Source organism: Paraburkholderia lacunae (assembly GCF_003353175.1).
Taxonomy (GTDB): domain Bacteria; phylum Pseudomonadota; class Gammaproteobacteria; order Burkholderiales; family Burkholderiaceae; genus Paraburkholderia; species Paraburkholderia lacunae.
Genome location: NZ_QHKS01000008.1, coordinates 117622 through 135934, shown reverse-complemented (window position 1 = coordinate 135934; position 18313 = coordinate 117622). Strand labels below are relative to the sequence as shown.

The window sequence follows — 18313 nt, the reverse complement described above, 5'->3', positions numbered from 1 at the left end:
GCTATGTCGATATCGGCAATGAGCAGGAACCCGAAATGAACGTGAACAAGCCGGTCAGCAAGGTACTGGTGCTGGATGACTGCCCGGTACATAAAGACGCACTAAAACGCTTCTGCGACGAGAACAATCTGGTCGGCGTAAAGGTCAGCAAGAGCCGTCTGCCTTCGGTGTTGCGCTCGAATATCGATCTGGGCGCGATCCTGTTTGGCGAAGGATACGGCGGTTCGGCCGAAGCGAGCGCAGAGATCGCGATCAGGATCAATGCCGTGCGGCCTGAACTGCCGATCATCATGCGCCGCGAATCCGATCCAACTTTGGACGGTCTGCCGGAGAGTCTACGCAGGGTGGTCTGCGCTACCTACGTCGGACACGACATGGCGCCGCTGCGCAAGGTCATCGACGAATACATCTTCAGCCTGGATTACCCGAACGCGCTGGTGCGCGGCATTGCGGAGATGACGCAGGCGATCCTCGGCGACGTCTTCAAGGACCTGGCCGTCGCCTGCGAGACGCCCTACATCGTGCGCGACCGGATCATCTTCGGTGAGGTGTTCAGCCTGATTCCGCTGGAGAGCGCATGGTGCCGCGGCTACATGATGATGCAGGCCGAGGAGGCGCCGATTCTCGAATTGCTGGATCGCTTCCAGATGACCCATGGCGCGCGTGACGGCGAGGCCGACTTTCGCGATCTGAACGGCGTACTGGGCGAAGTGACCAACCTGATTTGGGGCTCCTTCCGCAACCGCTATGTCGGCGATGCGGACGCATGGCTGCGCAGCCAGGTGCAGGTGCCGCTGCTGGTGAATCACAAGCACAAGTACATCTCATTCGGCAGCGGCAATCCGCAGCTGTGCTTCATGTATCGGCTGACGGACCCGCAGTCGGGCCGGTCGGTGAAGCTGCATCAACGTTTTGTGTTCAGCCTGAGCTGGTCGCCCGAGGATTTCAAGGAAGTCGAGGAAGACGTCGGCGCGATGGTCGATGCGGGCGAACTCGAGCTGTTCTGATTGTTGTCATAGGAAAAAATCATGTCGAAAATTCTCGTGGTAGACGACTCGAGCACGGTGCGCGATGAAGTGGCCGGCTTTCTGAAGAAGAACGGCCTGGACGTCGACACAGCAGTGGACGGTAAAGACGGTCTCGCCAAGCTGAAGGCCAGCCCCGGCATCAAACTGGTGATCAGCGACGTCAACATGCCGAACATGGACGGTCTGACGATGGTCGAAAAGATTCGCGGCGAACTCGCGAACACGACCGTCAACGTCATCATGCTGACCACCGAAAGCAGCCCGGCGATGAAGGAGCGCGGCAAGGCGGCCGGCGTCAAAGGCTGGATCGTCAAGCCGTTCAAGGGCGACGCGGTGCTGGAAACGTTCCGCAAGCTGGCGGGCTGAGCGGTACGGGGCGCGGCAGCACGAGCGCCGCGGTTCCGGCCAAAGGTGAGAATTTTCGGGAGCCGCGCGCACAACATCAGGCAAGGGTGCTCGTCGGCGTCCTTCACACATTGTGCTCGTCGAGGCCGCGAGTGGCTGCAAGCGGCTCCCAGATGCGATCACCGGAGCAAAGGTGAGAATATTCGGGAGCCGTGCGCATGGCCATCAACCGTAGCGGGTTCTGGACTGAATTCGGTGAGCGGCAAGCTCGATCCGCGTTCACCCGGCCGATGAAAGTCTGCCCGGCGCACCGCCTCTTACCTGGGTATGCAAATTACCTCAAACACACTCAAAGGTGAGGGTTTGCGGGAGTGGCCGGTCAGGAACCACGGGTGCCCCGGCCAGCATGCCTTTGCAGCCCGCACGCAAGCGCTTGAGGTGAGCTTTTTCGGGGGCCGGCCGATGCACACCTCGCGTCTTTCCCGGACCGCTTCGTGCCAAAGGTGAGATTTTTCGGGAGCAGAGAAACTGCGCCTCAGGCTTGCTTCGCGATCTCGCGAATGTCGGCCACGGGCGTTTGTCCGAACGCGTCGCTGAAGGCGTAGTCACGCAATTGGGTGGCGCATTGTTCAGGCGTCGAAAGCAGCCCGTTGCGTTTGAGGTCTTCGAATTTTTCGCGCATCGGAAATTGCTCGGAGCCGGTGTCGCGAATCTGTGCCTGCATGTTCGTATCGATGACGCCCGGCGCGAGACTGCAAATACGCAGTGCGCGATTTGCATCGAGCGCGACGGCGCGTGCGTGATGGTCGAGCGCGGCTTTGGTCGAGCAGTAGATGCTCCAGCCGGCGTACGCGTTGCGTGCCGCGCCGCTCGAAATATGCACGATGCGCCGATCGTCCGCGTTGACGCTGGCCGCCGCGACGGCGCTCGCCAGCATCAGCGGCGTCGCGACGTTCAGGCTCACCGCGCTCGCAATGGCCGCCGCGTCTTGCGCTTCGATCGGACCCATCGGCTGCACCATGCCCGCGTTGTTGATAAGCAGCACGCTTTGCGCGCCGCTGACAAAGCCGCGCAGTGCGTCGCCTGCCAGCCACTGCGCGACGCGCACGGGGTCGGCCAGTTCCAGCTCGATCTCTTCGAGCAGCGCCGGGAAGCGCTGCGCAAGCGTGGCGTGACGCGAGCGGGACAAGCCCAGCACCGCGACGTTGCGCGCGAGCAGTTGTTCTGCAAGCGCAGCACCGAGGCCGCGAGCATGGCCGGTGACGATCGCGCGGACGGGAGAAGAGGTGGTCATGTCGTCGAGATGGGTGGCTTGGAAGAGCCGTCATTTTCTCATGCAGCATTGCATGCTTGCAGCGGCGCCGGTCAGCGGGCCTTCTTCAGGCAGAGCGAAAGCGTTCCCGATACTGCATCGGCGTCACGCCGATTCGTCTCGTGAAGACAATGCGCATCCGGTCCGCGGTGCCGAAACCGCAGTCGTAGGCAATCGTCTTGAGCGCCGCACCGCTGCTTTCCAGCAACTTGCGCGCCGCATCCACGCGAGCGCGTTCGACGAACTCATGTGGCGTCACGCTGGTCTCCTGCACGAACACGCGCGCGAAGTTTCGCGCGCTCATGCCCGCGACGTCGGCCAGTTGCTTTACCGTGAAACGCTCGCGAATACGCTCCATCACATGCGCCTGCACTTTGGCGACCGGCGAAGTGTCATCGGCCGGTGCAGTGAGGTAGGGGCTGAACTGCGACTGGCCGCCTTGCCGCTGCGCGAACACCACCAGCCGCTTGGCGACTGCCAGCGCCGTGTGCGGCCCGTGGTCCTCCGCCACCAGCGCAAGCGACAGGTCGATGCCCGCCGTGACGCCGGCCGACGTCACGAGCTGCCGGTCGCGTAGATAAATGCGATCGAAATCGACGTGCGCCCGCGGAAACTGTGCCGCCAGTTGCGCCGCGTGCTGCCAATGCGTCGTGACGTTGCGCGCGTCGAGCAATCCGGCGTGGCCGAGCGCGAAAGCCCCGGTGCAGATCGAGCCGTAACGGTCGCACTGCGTGGCGACGTTCGTCAGCCATTCCAGCAGCCGTGCATCGGGTGCGCCGTCCGGCAGCGCGGGGCCGCCCGCGACCAGCGCGAGGTTGAAGGGGCGGCGCGCCTGTTCGAAAGTAGCGTCGGCGGTCAGCGTCATGCCATTGGATGCGCGCAGCGGCCCCGGCTCCGCGCTCAGCAGCGTCACTTCATAGCGGTCTTGCGGGGCGACGAACCGATTGGCTTCGGAAAAGACATCGACGGGACCGGCGACGTCGAGCGCCTGCACGCCAGGAAAGATCGCGATCGCGACAGTAGGCATCGAATGACTTCCTTTGACGACGAACCGGATCCGCAAGCCGCGGCAGTCGACGCGGTGCGTTTGGCAGTGTTCAGCGGTCCGCGGCGATTGCCCGTGATAACGCGTTAGCCAATACTGAATCTCATCGGCACGCGGCTTGAACAGCAAAAGGAGCGCCGCGAACCAGCATACCAAACGCGCTTTCAACTCACCAGGACCGCGCGCCTTCTTTACTGCGTCATTCAAGGAGCACATCACATGGCCACGATCGCAGGCATCCAGATTCCCGACAGCATGATGGCGCGTGAAGCCACGCAACTCGTGCGCGATACCGAAACCGAGTTGCTCTACCATCATTCGCGGCGTGTGTTCCTGTTCGGTTCGCTGGCCGGTGCCCGTAAGAAGCTCCAATACGATGCCGAGTTGCTGTACATCGGCGCGATGTTTCATGACATGGGACTCGTCGCGCCGTATAGCAGCGAGCATGATCGCTTCGAAGTGGACGGCGCGAATGCCGCGCGCGATTTCCTGCGGCGCCACGGCATCGGTGAGGACGATATCGAGCAGGTGTGGAATTCGATCGCACTGCACACCACGCCGGGCATTCCACAGCATATGAAGCCGGTGGTCGCGCTGGTCACGGCAGGCGTCGAAATGGACGTACTCGGCCTCGCCTACGACGAATTCACCGAGCAACAGCGGCATGAGGTGATCCATGCGCATCCGCGCGGCGCGCATTTCAAGGAAGGCATCATCGACGCGTTTGCGCACGGCACGATTCACAAACCGGAGACGACCTTCGGCAACGTGAAGGCGGACGTGCTGGCGCTGAAGGACCCGCATTATCATCGCGAGAATTTCTGCACGATGATTCTTGGTTCGGCGTGGAAGGATTAAGCGCAGCTTCGACGATCGCTACACCCCCTGCTTGCGTAGAAGGCGACATAGCGCGATAATGCATTGCAAATGCGATGCATGGAGTGAATGATGAAAAGCGCTAATTTTCCGTCGGTGCGTGTAGAGCCGGAATTGCGAGCTGCCGCTGAGGATGTGCTGAAAGACGGCGAGAGCATTTCCAGTTTCGTGGAGCAGGCTATCCGTGACAACATTGCGCGGCGATTGCACCATCGTGAATTCGTCGCGCGAGGGCTTGCATCCCGCGACGACGCGAAGCAGCGCGGCGACTACGTCTCAGCTGATGAAGTCGTCGCTCGTCTGGAAATGCGGCTTGACACGGCGAAAGCGCAGGCGAAGAAGAAACGATGACGTATCAGGTTCGTTTCACGTACGCTGCTGCCGGTGATCTTGAGCGACTCTACGATTTCATCCTTGAACGCGACGAAGCGGATTTCCTGCTCGCCGATCGTGCACTGCAAGCCATCCGCGACGGCATCGCGACCCTTCGTACGTCACCTTTCACGTGCCGTAAGGCCCAGCGAGATGTTCCGTTCCTGCGCGAATTGCTCATCCCCTTTGGCCGGACGGGATACGTCGCCCTCTTCGAAATCGAGGATAGTCAGACAGTCAGCGTTCTAGCGGTGCGGCATCAGCTAGAGGATGACTACCACTGATAGAGACTTCCGGCGCCCCGTCCGTCGGAAGGACGCATCGCAATGATGCGTGTCATTAGGTACACGAAAGACCGCCAAGGCTATTTTCAACCCGCCTGTCATTTCCAGTCAGCGTTTGCGACTAAGTCCATGAAACATCCGGCCGGCCTTCTTGAGCGCCGGTCCGGGTGTTGTGTTCCCAGAGTCGGCGTGTGCGGCGGATCCCTCCGCAGCCAGCCATTCTGAGTGCTTGAACGTCGCTTACCCGGCGCGCCTCGGCGGCCCGCCGCTCACGTAAAACTGGAGATGACATGAAATCGATTCGAACCATCATTCTGTGCGGACTGCTGCCGTTGGCGCTCGCAGCGGGCTCCGTGCAGGCGCAGGGAATCGGGCGCGCCGGCACCTACGTCATGCCGCCGAACTACAGCATGATGATGGACAAGCTCACGCCCGAACAGCGCACGCAGGCCATCGGCATTCAACAGAAGATGATGCAGATGGAAATGGAGTATCAGGACACGATGGCGCAGATGGAAATGAAGCATTCGCACGAGATGATGGCGATGCAGAACCAGTTGCTCGATCTGTTCAAGGGGCGTTGAGGGGGGCCGTGGCTGACGGAGACCGCCTGGCGAGCGTTCCGGCGTCTGGGTGGGCGCAGCTTCGTCAGCCCGCCGCGGTTCGAGCAGGCGGAACCCGCCAGGCATGATCCGCATTGAGCCGTCTGCCGTTTCGTGCGACGCTGCATCAAGCAGTATCGGCCTGCGAATTCCGCGTTGTCCGGCAGGAGCGACCAACATGTCCTTCCATCATTGCGCGTTATCCGATTTATCGGCTGCGGTGCCCCGCACAGGGCTGAGCGCGTTTGTGTTCGCAGGCGGCGGCAGTCTGGGCGCGATCGAGGTCGGCATGTTGCGCGAACTGCTCCAGCGGGGCGAACGCCCGGGTATGGTGGTCGGCGCATCCGCCGGCGCAATCAACGCCGCTTATTTCGCGGGCCAGCCGGACGACGACGGTGTGGCGACGCTCGAAGCAATGTGGCGCCGTATCCGTCGGCGGGACATCATGCCGCTGACGATGCGCGGGTTTCTCGACATGGTGCTGCGGCGTCGGCCGCACCTCTTCGAGGCGACTGCGTTGCGTGTGCTGCTGGAAAAAAACTTGTCGTACACGCGCGTGGAGCAGGCAGCGATACCGCTGCATATCGTGGCCACCGACATGCTGACCGGCAACGAAATCATCCTGTCGTCCGGGCCCGTGGTGGACGCGGTGCTGGCGAGCGCGGCGATTCCTGGCGTGTTCCCGCCCGTGCGGATCGGCGGACTCGATCTGGTCGACGGCGGCGTGGCGAACAACACGCCCATCTCCGTGGCGGTCGGGCTCGGCGCGACGCGCGTGATCGTGCTGCCGGCCGGCTTTGCTTGCGCGCTGCGCACGCCGCCTTCCAGCGCGATTGCCCAGGCGATGCATGCGCTGACGCTCGTCATCGCGCGGCAACTCGTGCGCGACCTCGAGTTCTATTCGGCCCGCGCGGAGATCTTCGTCGTGCCGCCGTTGTGTCCGCTGGATGTTTCACCGTACGACTACACCCAATGCGATCGGCTGATCGACCGGGCGGCTGAAGCAACGCGAACATGGTTGAACGAAGGGGGGCTCGAGAAGGCGTTTATTCCGGGCGAACTGCGTGAGCATGAACATGACATGGTGTATTAGCGTATGCGTTCTCACAGCGGGAGGCCTCGTCGTGTGTCGAGAGGAATGCAGCCGCGTCACCCCCGCCCATGCAACGCCGCTATCTCCTGCAAATCGAGATCGTGTTCGAGCGGCCGGACTGCGGCGAGACTTCGCTATAACTCGCCGATGGCCTGACGATATACCGTCGGCGCGACGCCGACGCTTTCGCGGAATCGGTGGCTGAAATGGCTGGCGTTCGCATACCCGCAGCGCTCGGCGACTTGCGTGAGCGGCAGCGAGGTGGTGCGCAGCAGCGTTCGCGCGCGTTCGAGTCGCTGCTGCGCGATCCACGCCGCAGGCGGCAACCCGAACGACGTGCGGAACATACGCGCCAGATGAAATTCCGATAACGACGCGACGCCGGCCAGTTCGCCGAGCGTCAGCGTTTGCGCAAGGTGGTTCTCGATGTAATCACGCAAGCGCCGTCGCGTGGCGACCGACAAACCGCCTTTGAGCGACGTGTCGGTGCGGCGCACGCCTTGCGCGCGCAATAGAAGACTCAGCACCTGGTGCGCGGTTTCATTGGTGCGCAGCAGACCGTCGGGATCCTGCCAGTTTTCATTGGCAAGCGATCGGCACAGCGTGGCGATGCGCGGGTCTTCGAAATAGGTGCGATCGGCGAGCGTCAGCTCGCGCGGCTCGCGGTCGAGTTCCTGCACGGCGCGTTGCGTGAAGTGTTCCGGCAGGAAGTACAGATGCATGAAATGCATGTGGCCGCGTACCCACCAGCGCGATTCATGATCGCCGGGCAACGCGCAAAGCCGCGCCGGCGCGCCGTAGCGGCCGGGCATTTTCTGTCTTTCGGTTCGATAGCCGCCATCCAGATAGCACGACAGCGTGTGATGGCCGGGCCGCTCGTAGACGGTCTCGGCTTCCTCGGTGTCACGCGTCCACACCGCGATAGCCAGGTTATCGCCGAGCCACGCGAACCTGTCGAGATTCGCGTTGGCATCGCGCAGCGTGCGACACACCGAGTGAAGGCCGAACGGCGTTTCGGAGGAGTCCATTGCGGCGGCGGGCGGATTGGCGTTCACGGAACGGGCGGGATGGGTCTGAGGAGCGGGTGAGCGTCAGTATAGGGTGAAGCATGCACCGTGGTTTGCCGCCACGAAAAAGTGCGCAATCCTGGACAAGTGCGCTCGCGCGTGCCGCCGCATAGTTGAGCTTCCGTTCCACTTTAATGCAGCAGGCTTTCCATGAATTTGTCGCTCTACGCCGTCACCGTTCTGATCTGGGGCACCACCTGGATTGCGATCAAGTGGCAATTGGGAGCCGTGCCGCCGCCGGTCTCCATCGCCTGGCGCTTCTGGATCGCCGCGCTGGTGCTGTTCGCGTTGCTGCGCCTGATGCGCCGCCCGATCTGGCCACCACGCGCAGCATGGCGCTTTCTGGCCGCGCAGGGGTTAGCGCTCTTTTGCGTCAATTTCTTGTGCTTTTACTACGCCGAGCAGGTCGTGCCGAGCGGACTGGTAGCGGTGGTCTTTTCGACCGCGCCGCTGTTGAACTCGATCAACGGCCGGCTCTTCATGGGCCGTCCGCTGCAGCCTTCGGCGATTGCGGGCGCGTTGCTCGGTCTGGTCGGTATCGTGTGCCTGTTTGTCCAGCAGATGGCGGGACACCTGGGCGATCACGCTGCATGGCTGGGTCTCGCAATCGCCTTCCTCGGAACCGTGTGTTTCTCGGCGGGTAATCTGCTGTCGAGCCGGATGCAATCGATGGGCTTGCACCCGTTCGCCACCAATAGCTGGGCGATGCTGATCGGCGCCGGCGTATTGACGGCCGGTAGCGCGTTGGCGGGCTTTTCCTTCACCATCGAGCCGTCCGCGCGCTATCTCGGCGCGCTCGCTTACCTCGCGATATTCGGCTCGGTGATTGGTTTTACCGCGTACCTGATGCTGGTGGGGCGCATCGGGCCGGAACGCGCGGCGTACTGCACCGTGCTGTTTCCGATCGTGGCGCTGGCGGCGTCGACGGTATTCGAAGGCTATCAATGGTCGGCACTGTCCGTGGTGGGACTGTTGCTGGTGCTGGCCGGGAATCTGGTGGCGTTCGATTTGACGCGGCGTATTTTCGTGCGGCGGGTGCGCACTTCCTGAGCTTGAAGAAATCACCGGTGAGCTTTTCCGGGAGCGAAGGCCGCAAACGTCGCCAGAGCCGCCGCGATCGCATACGTCGCCAACCCCAATCCCGCGACAACCCACAGCGCAATCGACACCTGCGGCGCCAAAATCGTCGCCGCGCCCGCCATCGCCACGCCGAGCAGACCGCCTGCCTGTCGCAACGCGTTCAACACACCCGAGGCCACGCCGGCCAATTCGCCGGGCACCTGTTCCAGCACCGTCGAGATCATCGGCGGAACCGACAAGGCCGTGCCGCCGCCGAACACCGCCATGGCCGCATACGTGACGGCCCACGGCGCGCGCCATTCCAGACTCGTTGCCATCGCCGGCACGGCAACGGCAGCGAGTGCGAGTCCGGTTGTCATGAACTGCGTGGCAGTGAAACGGCCATGCAGCTTGCCCACCAGCACGTTGCCGAGCGACAGGCTGCCGGCGAGCGGCAACAGCGTGAGACCGATCTGCCGCGCGTTGAAGCCGAACTCGCCGTGCAGATAGAGGCTCAGCATGAACAGCAAACCGAAGTAGCCGACGTAGACAAGCGTGCCCATCACGTTCATCGCGACGAACAGGCGGTTGCTGAACCATGCAACCGGCACTATCGGATCATGGGCGCGGCGCTCGACGGCGACCAGCACGAACGTGGCGAGTACGGCAAGCAGCGCGGCGCCCCACACTTCTCGCGCGGCGATACCGCGCGACGGCAGTTCGATCGCCGCGAAGCAGAGGGCCGCGAGCGCGACGATGCTCGCCAACTGCCCGCCCCAATCGAAGCGGCGTCCGACGCTGCGCAACGAATGACGCACGATGATTGCCGCACCCGCGAATGCAATCAGGCCGGTCGGCACGTTGATCAGAAACGCGCTGCGCCAGCCGAACCCTTCCACGAGCATGCCGCCGAACACCGGCCCGACCGCCGCTGCCACCGACGCAATCCCCGCCCACGCCGCGATGGCGCGACCACGTTCAACGGGGTCGTCGAAGGTGCTGCGCACGATCGCCAGCGACGCCGGCAGGAATAGCGCTGCGCCGCTGCCTTGCACGAAGCGCGCGGCCACCAGCGCGCCGACGTTCGGCGCCAGCCCGCAAGCCGCCGAGGCTGCCACGAACAACGCCAGTCCCCACAAATACACCGCCTTCGCGCCGAAACGGTCGGACGCGATGCCGCCCGCGAGGATCAGCGCGGCGAAGCTCAGCGTGTACGCGTCGACGATCCACGCAAGGCCGCCCACGGATGCGCCCAGGGTAGCGTGCATCGCCGGCAAGGCCACGTTGACGATAGTGGTGTCGAGCACGGCCATGAACATGCCGCTTGCCACCAGCGCCAGCGTCAGACGCGGCCGCTTCGCGGACCGCGTCTCGTCGGCCTGCGCCACCGGTGGCTGTGCAACGGTGCATTCGGTCATCAGGTTCCTCTGGTTCAATCCGCAATCGATAGATCGGCGAAGTCTAGTCACGCAAGCGCCTGCAATAAAGCAGTGATTTCGCATCTGTCTGATGCAGAATTGCATCACGGAGGAATCGACCGATGATGAACTGGGACAACGCCCGATTTTTTCTCGCCGTGGCGCGCGCCGGCACCTTGCGCGGCGCGGCGATGCGCCTCGACGTCGATCAGGCGACGGTCGGCCGGCGGATCGCCGCGCTGGAAGAAACGCTCTCGGCCACGCTGTTTCTGCGCACGCCGGCCATGTATGTACTGACGCCCGCGGGCGAAGCGCTGCTTGGGCCGGCCGAGACGATGGAGCAGGCGGCGTTGTCGATCGAACGGCGGATTGCCGGGCTCGACGATCAGTTGGCCGGCACGATCCGCGTCGCTACCACCGATTCGCTCGGCAAAGGCTTTGTGGTGCCGGCCATCGCCAAGGTGCGGCGCGCGCATCCGGGCATCGAGATTGTCTGCGTGACGTCCGCGCAGATCACCAATCTGACGAGGCGCGAAGCCGACGTGGCGATCCGCACGCTGCGGCCCGATGCGCCCGATCTGATTGCGCGCAAGCTGGCGCAGCTGGAGCTCGGCATTTACGCGTCGCGCGAGTATGTGGCGGCACGTGGCGAGCCGCGCGACGGCGAGGCGTTCGACGGTCACGACCTGGTGATGTATCAGCAGCCGGTTTCGCCGTCGCTATGGGCGCCGCTGTGTGGCGAGCCGACGTCGCGCGGACGTCTCGTTTTCCAGACGCAATCGACCGCGATGCTGTTCGAGGCGGCCCTTGCTGGTTTCGGTGTCGCCGAGCTGCCGTGCTTCCGTGCGGATTACGAGCCTGAACTGGTGCGTGTCATGCCGGATCGAGCGGAGCTATTCGACGTGTGGCTGGTCGCGCACGCGGATCTATACAAGACTGCGCGGATGCAGGTGCTGATTGCGGCAGTGGCGGAAGCATTCGCGGACGCGCGTTAATGGTCAATTAATGGTCAATGCATGGCCGCGCAAACTTATGCATATCGAATTATTTAAAACTCACGCAAGCCTGCAGGTAATTTTTTACGAATAAATTTCGGCCTTTTCTATGCGAGGATCAAACGCCAACGTTCATGTATGCGCGATAGTCATCGATCCGTATACACGCTGAAGCGCGCCGGACACGCCGGCCGTGCGCGCTTCGCACCTCGCAAGGAAACAGACCGTCGTGAAATTCTCTTCTCGCTTTGGCGCAGCTGTTCTTCTCTTCCATAGCCTCATCCCGGTCGGCGCACTCGCCCAGGCTCAACTGAACTACACCACGTCCTGGATCGGCAACAGTTTCGGCTTTGGCGACGGCAAATGGATGCAGCAGGACATCCAGGCAATCAGTGTGGGTGCGGACGGCACCGTCTACACCAATGCGCCCTGGGACGAAAGCGGCAGCGAGATTGCCGCGTATCGCGCGGGCGACAAGCTTGCCGTGGCCGGCTCGACGCACGGCTGGGGCAACACCGGAGGCGATGCGGTCGCGACGAACCATACCTACCTGTACGCGGCGATGTCGATCGGCAACGAGAGCAACGGACTGGTCGGCGCGGACTATCCGCCGGCCAATCAGACGTGGTTCGGCATCACGCGCCGCACGCTCGCCAATCTCGCAACCGGCGCGCCGTTCAGCGGCGGCATCGGCAACAGCGCGAATGCGACGAAGAACAGTTTTCTGCTGCTCAACGCCGTAACGACCGGCAACGATGCGGGCGTTCGCGGCATGGCCGCCACCGATAGCGAAGTGTATGTCGCGGATACGTACAACAGCCGGATCCTCGTCTTCGACGCAGCCTCGATGCAGCGCTTGCGCTCGTGGAACGTGCCGTCGCCGGGACGCATCGCGGTGGATACCGATTCGACGCTGTGGGTGATGAGCGGCGTCTCGTCGGGCAGCCTGAGCATCCTGCACTACGCCGCCAACGGCACCGCGCTTTCCGGCACGTTGGCTTTGCCCGCCGGCACGGTGCCGACCGACATCGCGGTCACGCCGTCAGGGCAAATCCTTGTCGCCCACAATGGACCGACGCAGCAGATTCTCGTCTTCAACAAGGACGCCAGCGGTCAGCCGCAAGCCGCCGCGCCGATCGGCACGCGCAACGGTATTTTCCACGTGACCCAAGGCGTGCCGGGCAACTGGCGTTTCAATGGCATCACGGGCATCGGCGTCGATCCGGCCGGCAAGCTGTATGTCGCGCAAAACGGCGAAGGTCCGCGGCCGCTCGGCTCGGCCTCGGTCGGTCAAGGTGCGGTGCTCGAGAGCTACGTCTTCAGCACGCATGCTTTCAACTGGCGCCTGTGCGGGCTCAGCTTTGTCGATAGCGCCGCGTTTGATCCCGCGTCGCCGAATTCGGTCTACACCGGCTCGAAGCGCTTCACGCTCGATTACAGTCAGCCGGTCGGGCACGAGTGGTCGTACGCGGCCTTCACGCTCGACCGTTTCGATTATCCCGACGACCCGGCCTTTCACCAGCCGCGCGGCGTGCGCGGCGAGCCGATGGTGCGGCGAATCAACGGTCAGCAGTACCTCTACACGCTCGATCCGGGCGCGCACTATCTGAACGTGTATCGCTTCGACGCGGCGCATGGCGAAATCGCGATTCCGTCCGGCTTGCTGGCGCAGAATCCGATTCCCGGCACCTGGCCGAGCGGGCAACCCACGTATGGCGAGTGGCTGTGGCGCGACAGCAATGGCAACGGCACCGTCGACGCCAGCGAGATCACCGGCAATCCGTCTACCGGAAGCACGGTCGGCAACGGCTTCTGGTGGGTCGATACGCCAGGCAACGTGTGGCTCTCCACGCCGACGAGCGGCATCCGCGAGATGCCGTTGCAAGGCCTCGATGCCGTCGGCAATCCGATCTACACCTACGCGAGTTCGAAGATGTTCGCGATGCCGCAACCGTTCACGCGGATCGCGCGGATCGTCTACATGGCGGCGACCGACACGATGTACATATCCGGTTTCACGAGCGCCATTCCATGGGATTCGACGCACTGGAAAGAAGCCGGCCCGGTGCTCGCGCGCTACGACAACTGGAGCTCCGGTACGCCGACGCAGCAGTACGCGATCTCGCTGCCGTGGAACACGCAGAGCAGTCCGCAGACCACAACGGTGGGTGTCGCAGTGGCAGGCAATTACGTCTTCGTGGCGGAGTTGTACACCGCGAAGGTGGACGTGTACGACGCGCGCACTGGGCAGGCGGTCGGCTATATGACGCCGGGCGCGAGTGTCGGCAACACCACCGGCTGGGTCGATGTGTACCTCGGCATCAGCGCGGTGCAGCGCGCCAATGGCGAATACGTCGTGCTGCTGGAAGACGACGCGCGCGCGAAAATCCTGATGTATCGGTGGACGCCTTAACGTGGATCGCGCTGGGTCACTTCACGAATGGACGGCGGCACACGATCGGTATATAACCAACGTGAAAGGATGGCTTGTTCACCGGTGCTTCACCAGGAGAGATGTTTCATCATGACGCAAGACGAAACGCCTAAGCCGTCAACAGACGATAAGCCGGATCTGGAACACCTCGATGCAGCGCTCACGCATGTCGATCAGCAAGTGTCGTCGGGCAGCATCGCTTCGGGTGCTGCGAAGGGCATTCTGTACAGCCTGATCGAAACGCTCGGTGCGCTCGTCGGCGATCCCGATCTACCGGCGCATGCGCGTTCGGGCTACGAAGGGCTGCTGGAGACTGCTCGCGAATTGCGAGCGAGGCTCGAGCACTCCAAGTAGCGGCTCGCCGCCTGTGGGCGGCGTGGTTTGCATCGGTTCGCGCGTCGGTGCGGACCCTGCATTGGCGGTCGCATTTCGGCGGCTCGGTTCTCTATGATAAAAAGGTGCACTGTTTCCAACAGCGCACCTTTTTTTATGTTCTCCACGTCCGCTATCGCGTTGCTGGCCGTCGGCATTGTCGTCGTGCTGATTACGCCGGGTCCCACCAACACGCTGCTTGCCGCGGCGGGTTTGCGCCAGGGCGTGCGACGCTCGTTGCCGTTGATCGCCGCCGAACTGGCCGGCTATCTCGTGTCGATTTCCGTGTGGGGACGTTTTCTCGCGCAAGCGGCGCATGCGCTGCCGTGGTTGCCGTCGCTGCTGCGCGTGGCGAGCGGCGTGTACATCGCGTATCTCGCCGTCGATATGTGGCGCGCTGCCGTGGCGTTACCTGTGTCGGCGCAGCGCGCGAGCGGCTTGCGCACGCTATTCGTCGCGACGCTGCTCAATCCGAAGGGCTTGCTGTTCGCCGGCACGATCTTTCCCGCGATCGCCTTTACCCAGGCTTCGGCATACGCCTTTGCGATGCTGATGTTCGCGTGCCTGCTGGCGCCGCTTGCGCTCGCGTGGATCGCGTTCGGCGCCGCGCTCGGCAGCGGCAAACTCGCTTGGCTGAACCCGGTGAAGCTGCAGCGCGCCGCGTCGATCGTGCTGGGCGTGTTTTCCTTGTCGCTCGCGTGGGCGGCGTTTCATTGAGCGCGCGTTTCGTGCAGCGCGTTCACGCTGCCACGCTGCTGTCGACGCTCAACGCTTCGAGCCACTCCGGCGGCGCGGAGGCGATTTCCAGTTGCGGCGTGCCGTGCCAGTCCGCGCAACGCTGCAGCGCGCGGCGCAGATCGCCCGCAAGACGCGCACTCAGGCGCACGCCGGGTTCGATGTGCAGCGACTTCAGTTCGAACACGCCGCTGGTCCGATGCGCCTTGGCATCCACGCGGCCGACCAGACGGCCGCGGCTCAACAGCGGCAGAACGAAGTAACCGTATTTGCGTTTCGCCGCCGGCGTGTAGCATTCGATCGCGTAGTCGAAGTCGAATAGCGCGGCGGCGCGCCTGCGGTCCCACACCACAGGATCGAACGGCGACAGCACCGTGGTGACGCTCGAGGCGAGTTTGCCGTTGGCCGCGTCGTCGATCATCGACGCGAATTCGCGGTGGACGTAGCTGTCCTGCTTCCAGCCTTCCACTTGCACCGGAATCAGCTCGCCCTGATCGGCGAGCGCATGCAGTTCGTCGCGATAGGGACGGCGCGGCAGCCGGTAGTAATCGGCGACCCAATCGGCGCGCGCGACGCCGAGCGCGCGGCAGCTGCGGCGCAACACCTCCCGGGTGACGGTTTCCGGCGGCGGCAGATCGCGCGCGTCGTCCCAGTCCGGCAGCACACGCTCGGTCAGATCGTAGACGCGATGAAAATTGCGCCGCTCCGCCACCATCAATTGCCCAATGGCGAACAGCACTTCCAGGTGGCGCTTCTCCGGCTTCCAGTCCCACCAGCCGTTGCCCTTACCGGCCTCGCGAGCGAAATCGGCTGAACGCACCGGGCCAGTCTCGCGAATATGCGCGAGCAGGCGCTCGATGTCCTTGCGATGCTTCTTGTGCCACTCGGCCGCGTATTTCCAGCCCATGCCGCTCGGATCGAGCATGCGGTGACGCAGCAGAGCGTAATCTTCGGTCGGCACGAAACAGGCCTCGTGCGACCAGTACTCGAACAGCTTGCCTTCGGCGAGATACTCGTCGAGCCATTGCTGCGGATACGTGCCGATCCGGCTGAACAGTACGAGGTACGGGCTGCGGGCGACGACGTGGATCGTGTCGATCTGCAATTGCGCCATCCGGCGAATCGCGTCGAGCACGTCGGACTTGACGGCCTTGCGGCGCGGCGGCGTCAGCAAACCTTGCGCGGCCAGATGCAGGGTGCGGGCCGCGGATAGCGGGAGAGTCTTCACGCGAGCGTCGTTCAGTGAGTGACTGCGTTGGGAAGCGGACGCGAGGCCCGGTGTAGGGATCGGCAGTCGCTACTTTAGCGTGAATACGGCAGATGAATCGGCGCACGGTACGGCGCCGGCAAGGGCGTAGATGGGCGGCGCGTGAAGGGACTTTGAAACGGACTTTGAAACTGGACCTTGCAACGCTCCCTCAGATGACCCGCCGGCCGGTGATGAGCCGGCCGGCGGATTAGGAACGCAAGCGGGGAAGTGAGGCGAAAAACCGAGCCGAACCCCGCAAGACGGTTCAGGCGCCCAAAGCGACCGCTTCGCCCGCCAATTCCGCCAGATGTTGATGGATCTGCGAGACCACCGCCGCGCCTTCCCCGACCGCTGCCGCGACCCGTTTGGTCGACCCGGCGCGCGCGTCGCCGATCGCGTACACGCCTGTGACGGTGGTGCCGAGGTCGCAGGTCGACGTGCCGTCGGCACTGGTGCCGGTCAGCACGAAGCCCTTGGCGTCCAGTTCCACACCGCACGTGCGCAGCCAATCGGTATTCGGGTCCGCGCCGGTGAAGAGGAACAGGTGCCGCGTGTCGAAATGATCGGTGCCGTCCGGCAGCGGGTTTTTCAACGCGACCGACGCGAGGCCGCTTTCGTCCGCGTCGAGCCGGCCGATCTCGGAGTTCGGATGCACGAACACATTCGGCAGCGAACGGATGCGGTCGATCAGGTAGCGCGACATGGTGGCTTCAAAGCCGCTCCTGCGGATCAGCACATGGACTTTGGCCGCATGCGTCGCCAGATAGACGATTGCCTGGCCGGCCGAATTGCCGCCGCCCACCAGCACGATCTCCGCGCGCTTGCACAGCTTGGCTTCGACCGGCGACGCCCAGTAATAGACGCCGCGTCCGTCGAGACGCTCGAGGCCTTCGAGTGCGGGGCGCCGGTACACCGCGCCGCTGGCGATCACGATCGTGCGGGCGCTGATATGGCCGCCGCACTTGAGTTCCAGCCGATACGGCGATTCCGCGCATTGCAGCGCCTTCACGTGGACCGGAATCGCGACATGGGCACCGAATTTCTGCGCCTGCACGAACGCGCGGCCCGCCAGCGCCTGCCCGGAGATACCGGTCGGAAAGCCGAGATAGTTTTCGATCCGCGAACTCGCGCCCGCCTGGCCACCGGGCGCGCGGCTGTCGAGCACGATCACCGACAGTCCTTCGGACGCCGCATACACCGCGGTGGCGAGGCCTGCCGGACCGGCGCCGACGATCGCCACGTCGTACACCACCGAATCGTCGAGATCGGGCAGCAAGCCGAGACAGGTGGCGAGTTCCGGCATGCTCGGGTGACGCAGCACCGTGCCGTCCGGGCAGATCACCAGCGGCAGGTCTTCTTTCTGCGCGGCGAATTGTTCGATCAGACGCAGCGCGTCTTCGTCGCGCTCGTCGATCACCGAATGAGGATGGCCGTTGCGCGACAGGAAGCCTTGCAACGTAACGAGCCGCGCGTCGCTGCTGTTGCCGACCAGAATCGGGCCGCCCGCGCCCTTTTCGATCAGCGCCACGCGCCGCAGGATCAGCGCCCGCATGATGCGCTCGCCGAGTTCCGCTTCGGCGACGATCAGCGCGCGCAGCTTGACCGGCGGGAACAGCAGCGCGTCGATCGGACTGATCGCGAGGCCATTGACCAGCGCGGGCCGTCCCGACAGTTGACCGACTTCGGCAAGAAATTGCCCCGCGCCATGTTCGGCGATCACGACTTCGCGGCCGATGCCGTCGCGCTGATAGACCTTCACGCGGCCGTCCAGCAATACGAACATGCCGGGGCCGGTGTGGCCGGTCTCGAACAGCAGATCGCCGGCTTCAAAATGGTGCTCCTCGCCGAACCGGCGCAGACGCTTGATCTCCTCAGACGTGAGTTCGGGGAACATCTGGTGACGACGCGTCGAGAGCGACGAAAACGGCGCATCGGCAACTACTGCTTGTTGTCCTTCAGCTTCTTGAGTCGAAAGCATTGAACCGCTCCTTCTGTCTTCATCCTGATTGTTCGACGGCGAAGCGGGC

General features: G+C 63.6%; 18 protein-coding genes. 12 read left to right on the top strand and 6 right to left on the bottom strand.

The annotated features are described in order from the left end of the window. The first annotated feature begins 35 nt into the window (after positions 1 to 35). Both DLM46_RS14090 and DLM46_RS14085 read left to right on the top strand, forming a co-directional pair. Positions 36 to 1007 (top strand): chemotaxis protein CheX, encoded by a 972-nt coding sequence (locus DLM46_RS14090; protein ID WP_115101365.1) that lies wholly within the window; start codon positions 36 to 38, stop codon positions 1005 to 1007. 21 nt (positions 1008 to 1028) lie between these two features. Further along, complete coding sequence (locus tag DLM46_RS14085) at positions 1029 to 1394, top strand: response regulator (RefSeq protein WP_030102299.1); 366 nt, start codon at positions 1029 to 1031, stop codon at positions 1392 to 1394. 514 nt (positions 1395 to 1908) lie between these two features. Here DLM46_RS14085 and DLM46_RS14080 read toward each other — a convergent pair. Both DLM46_RS14080 and DLM46_RS14075 read right to left on the bottom strand, forming a co-directional pair. Continuing rightward, the gene (locus DLM46_RS14080) at positions 1909 to 2667 is read right to left on the bottom strand and encodes an SDR family oxidoreductase (RefSeq protein WP_115101364.1); all 759 of its coding nucleotides are present in this window, start codon (positions 2665 to 2667) and stop codon (positions 1909 to 1911) included. An 85-nt stretch (positions 2668 to 2752) separates the two neighbouring features. Further along, complete coding sequence (locus DLM46_RS14075; RefSeq protein WP_115101531.1) at positions 2753 to 3712, bottom strand: GlxA family transcriptional regulator; 960 nt, start codon at positions 3710 to 3712, stop codon at positions 2753 to 2755. 237 nt (positions 3713 to 3949) lie between these two features. Between DLM46_RS14075 and DLM46_RS14070 the strand changes: the two genes are divergently transcribed. The 5 genes from DLM46_RS14070 to DLM46_RS14050 all read left to right on the top strand — a co-directional run bounded on the left by DLM46_RS14070 (position 3950) and on the right by DLM46_RS14050 (position 6957). Then, positions 3950 to 4588 carry an HD domain-containing protein gene (locus DLM46_RS14070; protein WP_115101363.1) on the top strand — a complete coding sequence of 213 codons (639 nt, stop codon included), beginning with the start codon at positions 3950 to 3952 and terminating at the stop codon, positions 4586 to 4588. An 87-nt stretch (positions 4589 to 4675) separates the two neighbouring features. Continuing rightward, the gene (locus DLM46_RS14065; protein ID WP_279635187.1) at positions 4676 to 4957 is read left to right on the top strand and encodes a YlcI/YnfO family protein; all 282 of its coding nucleotides are present in this window, start codon (positions 4676 to 4678) and stop codon (positions 4955 to 4957) included. Further along, positions 4954 to 5262 (top strand): type II toxin-antitoxin system RelE/ParE family toxin, encoded by a 309-nt coding sequence (locus tag DLM46_RS14060; RefSeq protein WP_115101362.1) that lies wholly within the window; start codon positions 4954 to 4956, stop codon positions 5260 to 5262. Before DLM46_RS14065 ends, DLM46_RS14060 begins: the two co-directional genes overlap by 4 nt. Positions 5263 to 5552: 290 nt before the next feature. Continuing rightward, a complete protein-coding gene (locus DLM46_RS14055) occupies positions 5553 to 5846 on the top strand; it encodes a hypothetical protein (protein WP_115101361.1) in 294 nt (97 codons plus the stop codon). Positions 5847 to 6042: 196 nt separating this feature from the next. Then, positions 6043 to 6957: a patatin-like phospholipase family protein gene (locus DLM46_RS14050; RefSeq protein ID WP_115101360.1), complete on the top strand. Its 915-nt coding sequence runs from the start codon at positions 6043 to 6045 to the stop codon at positions 6955 to 6957. Positions 6958 to 7091: 134 nt separating this feature from the next. Here the strand turns inward: DLM46_RS14050 and DLM46_RS14045 are convergent, their stop codons facing one another. Further along, positions 7092 to 7985: a helix-turn-helix domain-containing protein gene (locus tag DLM46_RS14045; protein WP_115101359.1), complete on the bottom strand. Its 894-nt coding sequence runs from the start codon at positions 7983 to 7985 to the stop codon at positions 7092 to 7094. A gap of 189 nt (positions 7986 to 8174) precedes the next feature. Between DLM46_RS14045 and DLM46_RS14040 the strand changes: the two genes are divergently transcribed. Further along, entirely contained in the window at positions 8175 to 9074 is a 900-nt protein-coding gene (locus DLM46_RS14040; protein ID WP_115101358.1) for a DMT family transporter, read from the top strand. Positions 9075 to 9085: 11 nt separating this feature from the next. On the opposite strand, the gene DLM46_RS14035 is transcribed toward DLM46_RS14040, so the two are convergent. Next, on the bottom strand, positions 9086 to 10501 hold the full coding sequence (locus tag DLM46_RS14035) for an MFS transporter (RefSeq protein WP_115101357.1): 1416 nt from the start codon (positions 10499 to 10501) through the stop codon (positions 9086 to 9088). A gap of 125 nt (positions 10502 to 10626) precedes the next feature. On the opposite strand from DLM46_RS14035, the gene DLM46_RS14030 reads away from it, so the two are divergent. The 4 genes from DLM46_RS14030 to DLM46_RS14015 all read left to right on the top strand — a co-directional run bounded on the left by DLM46_RS14030 (position 10627) and on the right by DLM46_RS14015 (position 15019). Continuing rightward, entirely contained in the window at positions 10627 to 11496 is an 870-nt protein-coding gene (locus DLM46_RS14030; protein ID WP_115101529.1) for a LysR family transcriptional regulator, read from the top strand. Positions 11497 to 11725: 229 nt separating this feature from the next. Then, entirely contained in the window at positions 11726 to 13909 is a 2184-nt protein-coding gene (locus DLM46_RS14025; protein WP_115101356.1) for an NHL repeat-containing protein, read from the top strand. A gap of 111 nt (positions 13910 to 14020) precedes the next feature. After that, entirely contained in the window at positions 14021 to 14284 is a 264-nt protein-coding gene (locus DLM46_RS14020) for a hypothetical protein (protein WP_115101355.1), read from the top strand. A gap of 135 nt (positions 14285 to 14419) precedes the next feature. Then, positions 14420 to 15019 carry a LysE family translocator gene (locus DLM46_RS14015; RefSeq protein ID WP_115101354.1) on the top strand — a complete coding sequence of 200 codons (600 nt, stop codon included), beginning with the start codon at positions 14420 to 14422 and terminating at the stop codon, positions 15017 to 15019. Between the two features lie 22 nt (positions 15020 to 15041). Here DLM46_RS14015 and DLM46_RS14010 read toward each other — a convergent pair whose 3' ends face one another. Together DLM46_RS14010 and DLM46_RS14005 are read right to left on the bottom strand one after the other, a co-directional pair. Then, positions 15042 to 16265 (bottom strand): winged helix-turn-helix domain-containing protein, encoded by a 1224-nt coding sequence (locus DLM46_RS14010; protein WP_115101353.1) that lies wholly within the window; start codon positions 16263 to 16265, stop codon positions 15042 to 15044. Between the two features lie 286 nt (positions 16266 to 16551). Beyond that, positions 16552 to 18264, bottom strand: a complete 1713-nt coding sequence (locus DLM46_RS14005) for an FAD-dependent oxidoreductase (RefSeq protein WP_115101352.1) — start codon at positions 18262 to 18264, stop codon at positions 16552 to 16554. Positions 18265 to 18313 lie beyond the last annotated feature (49 nt).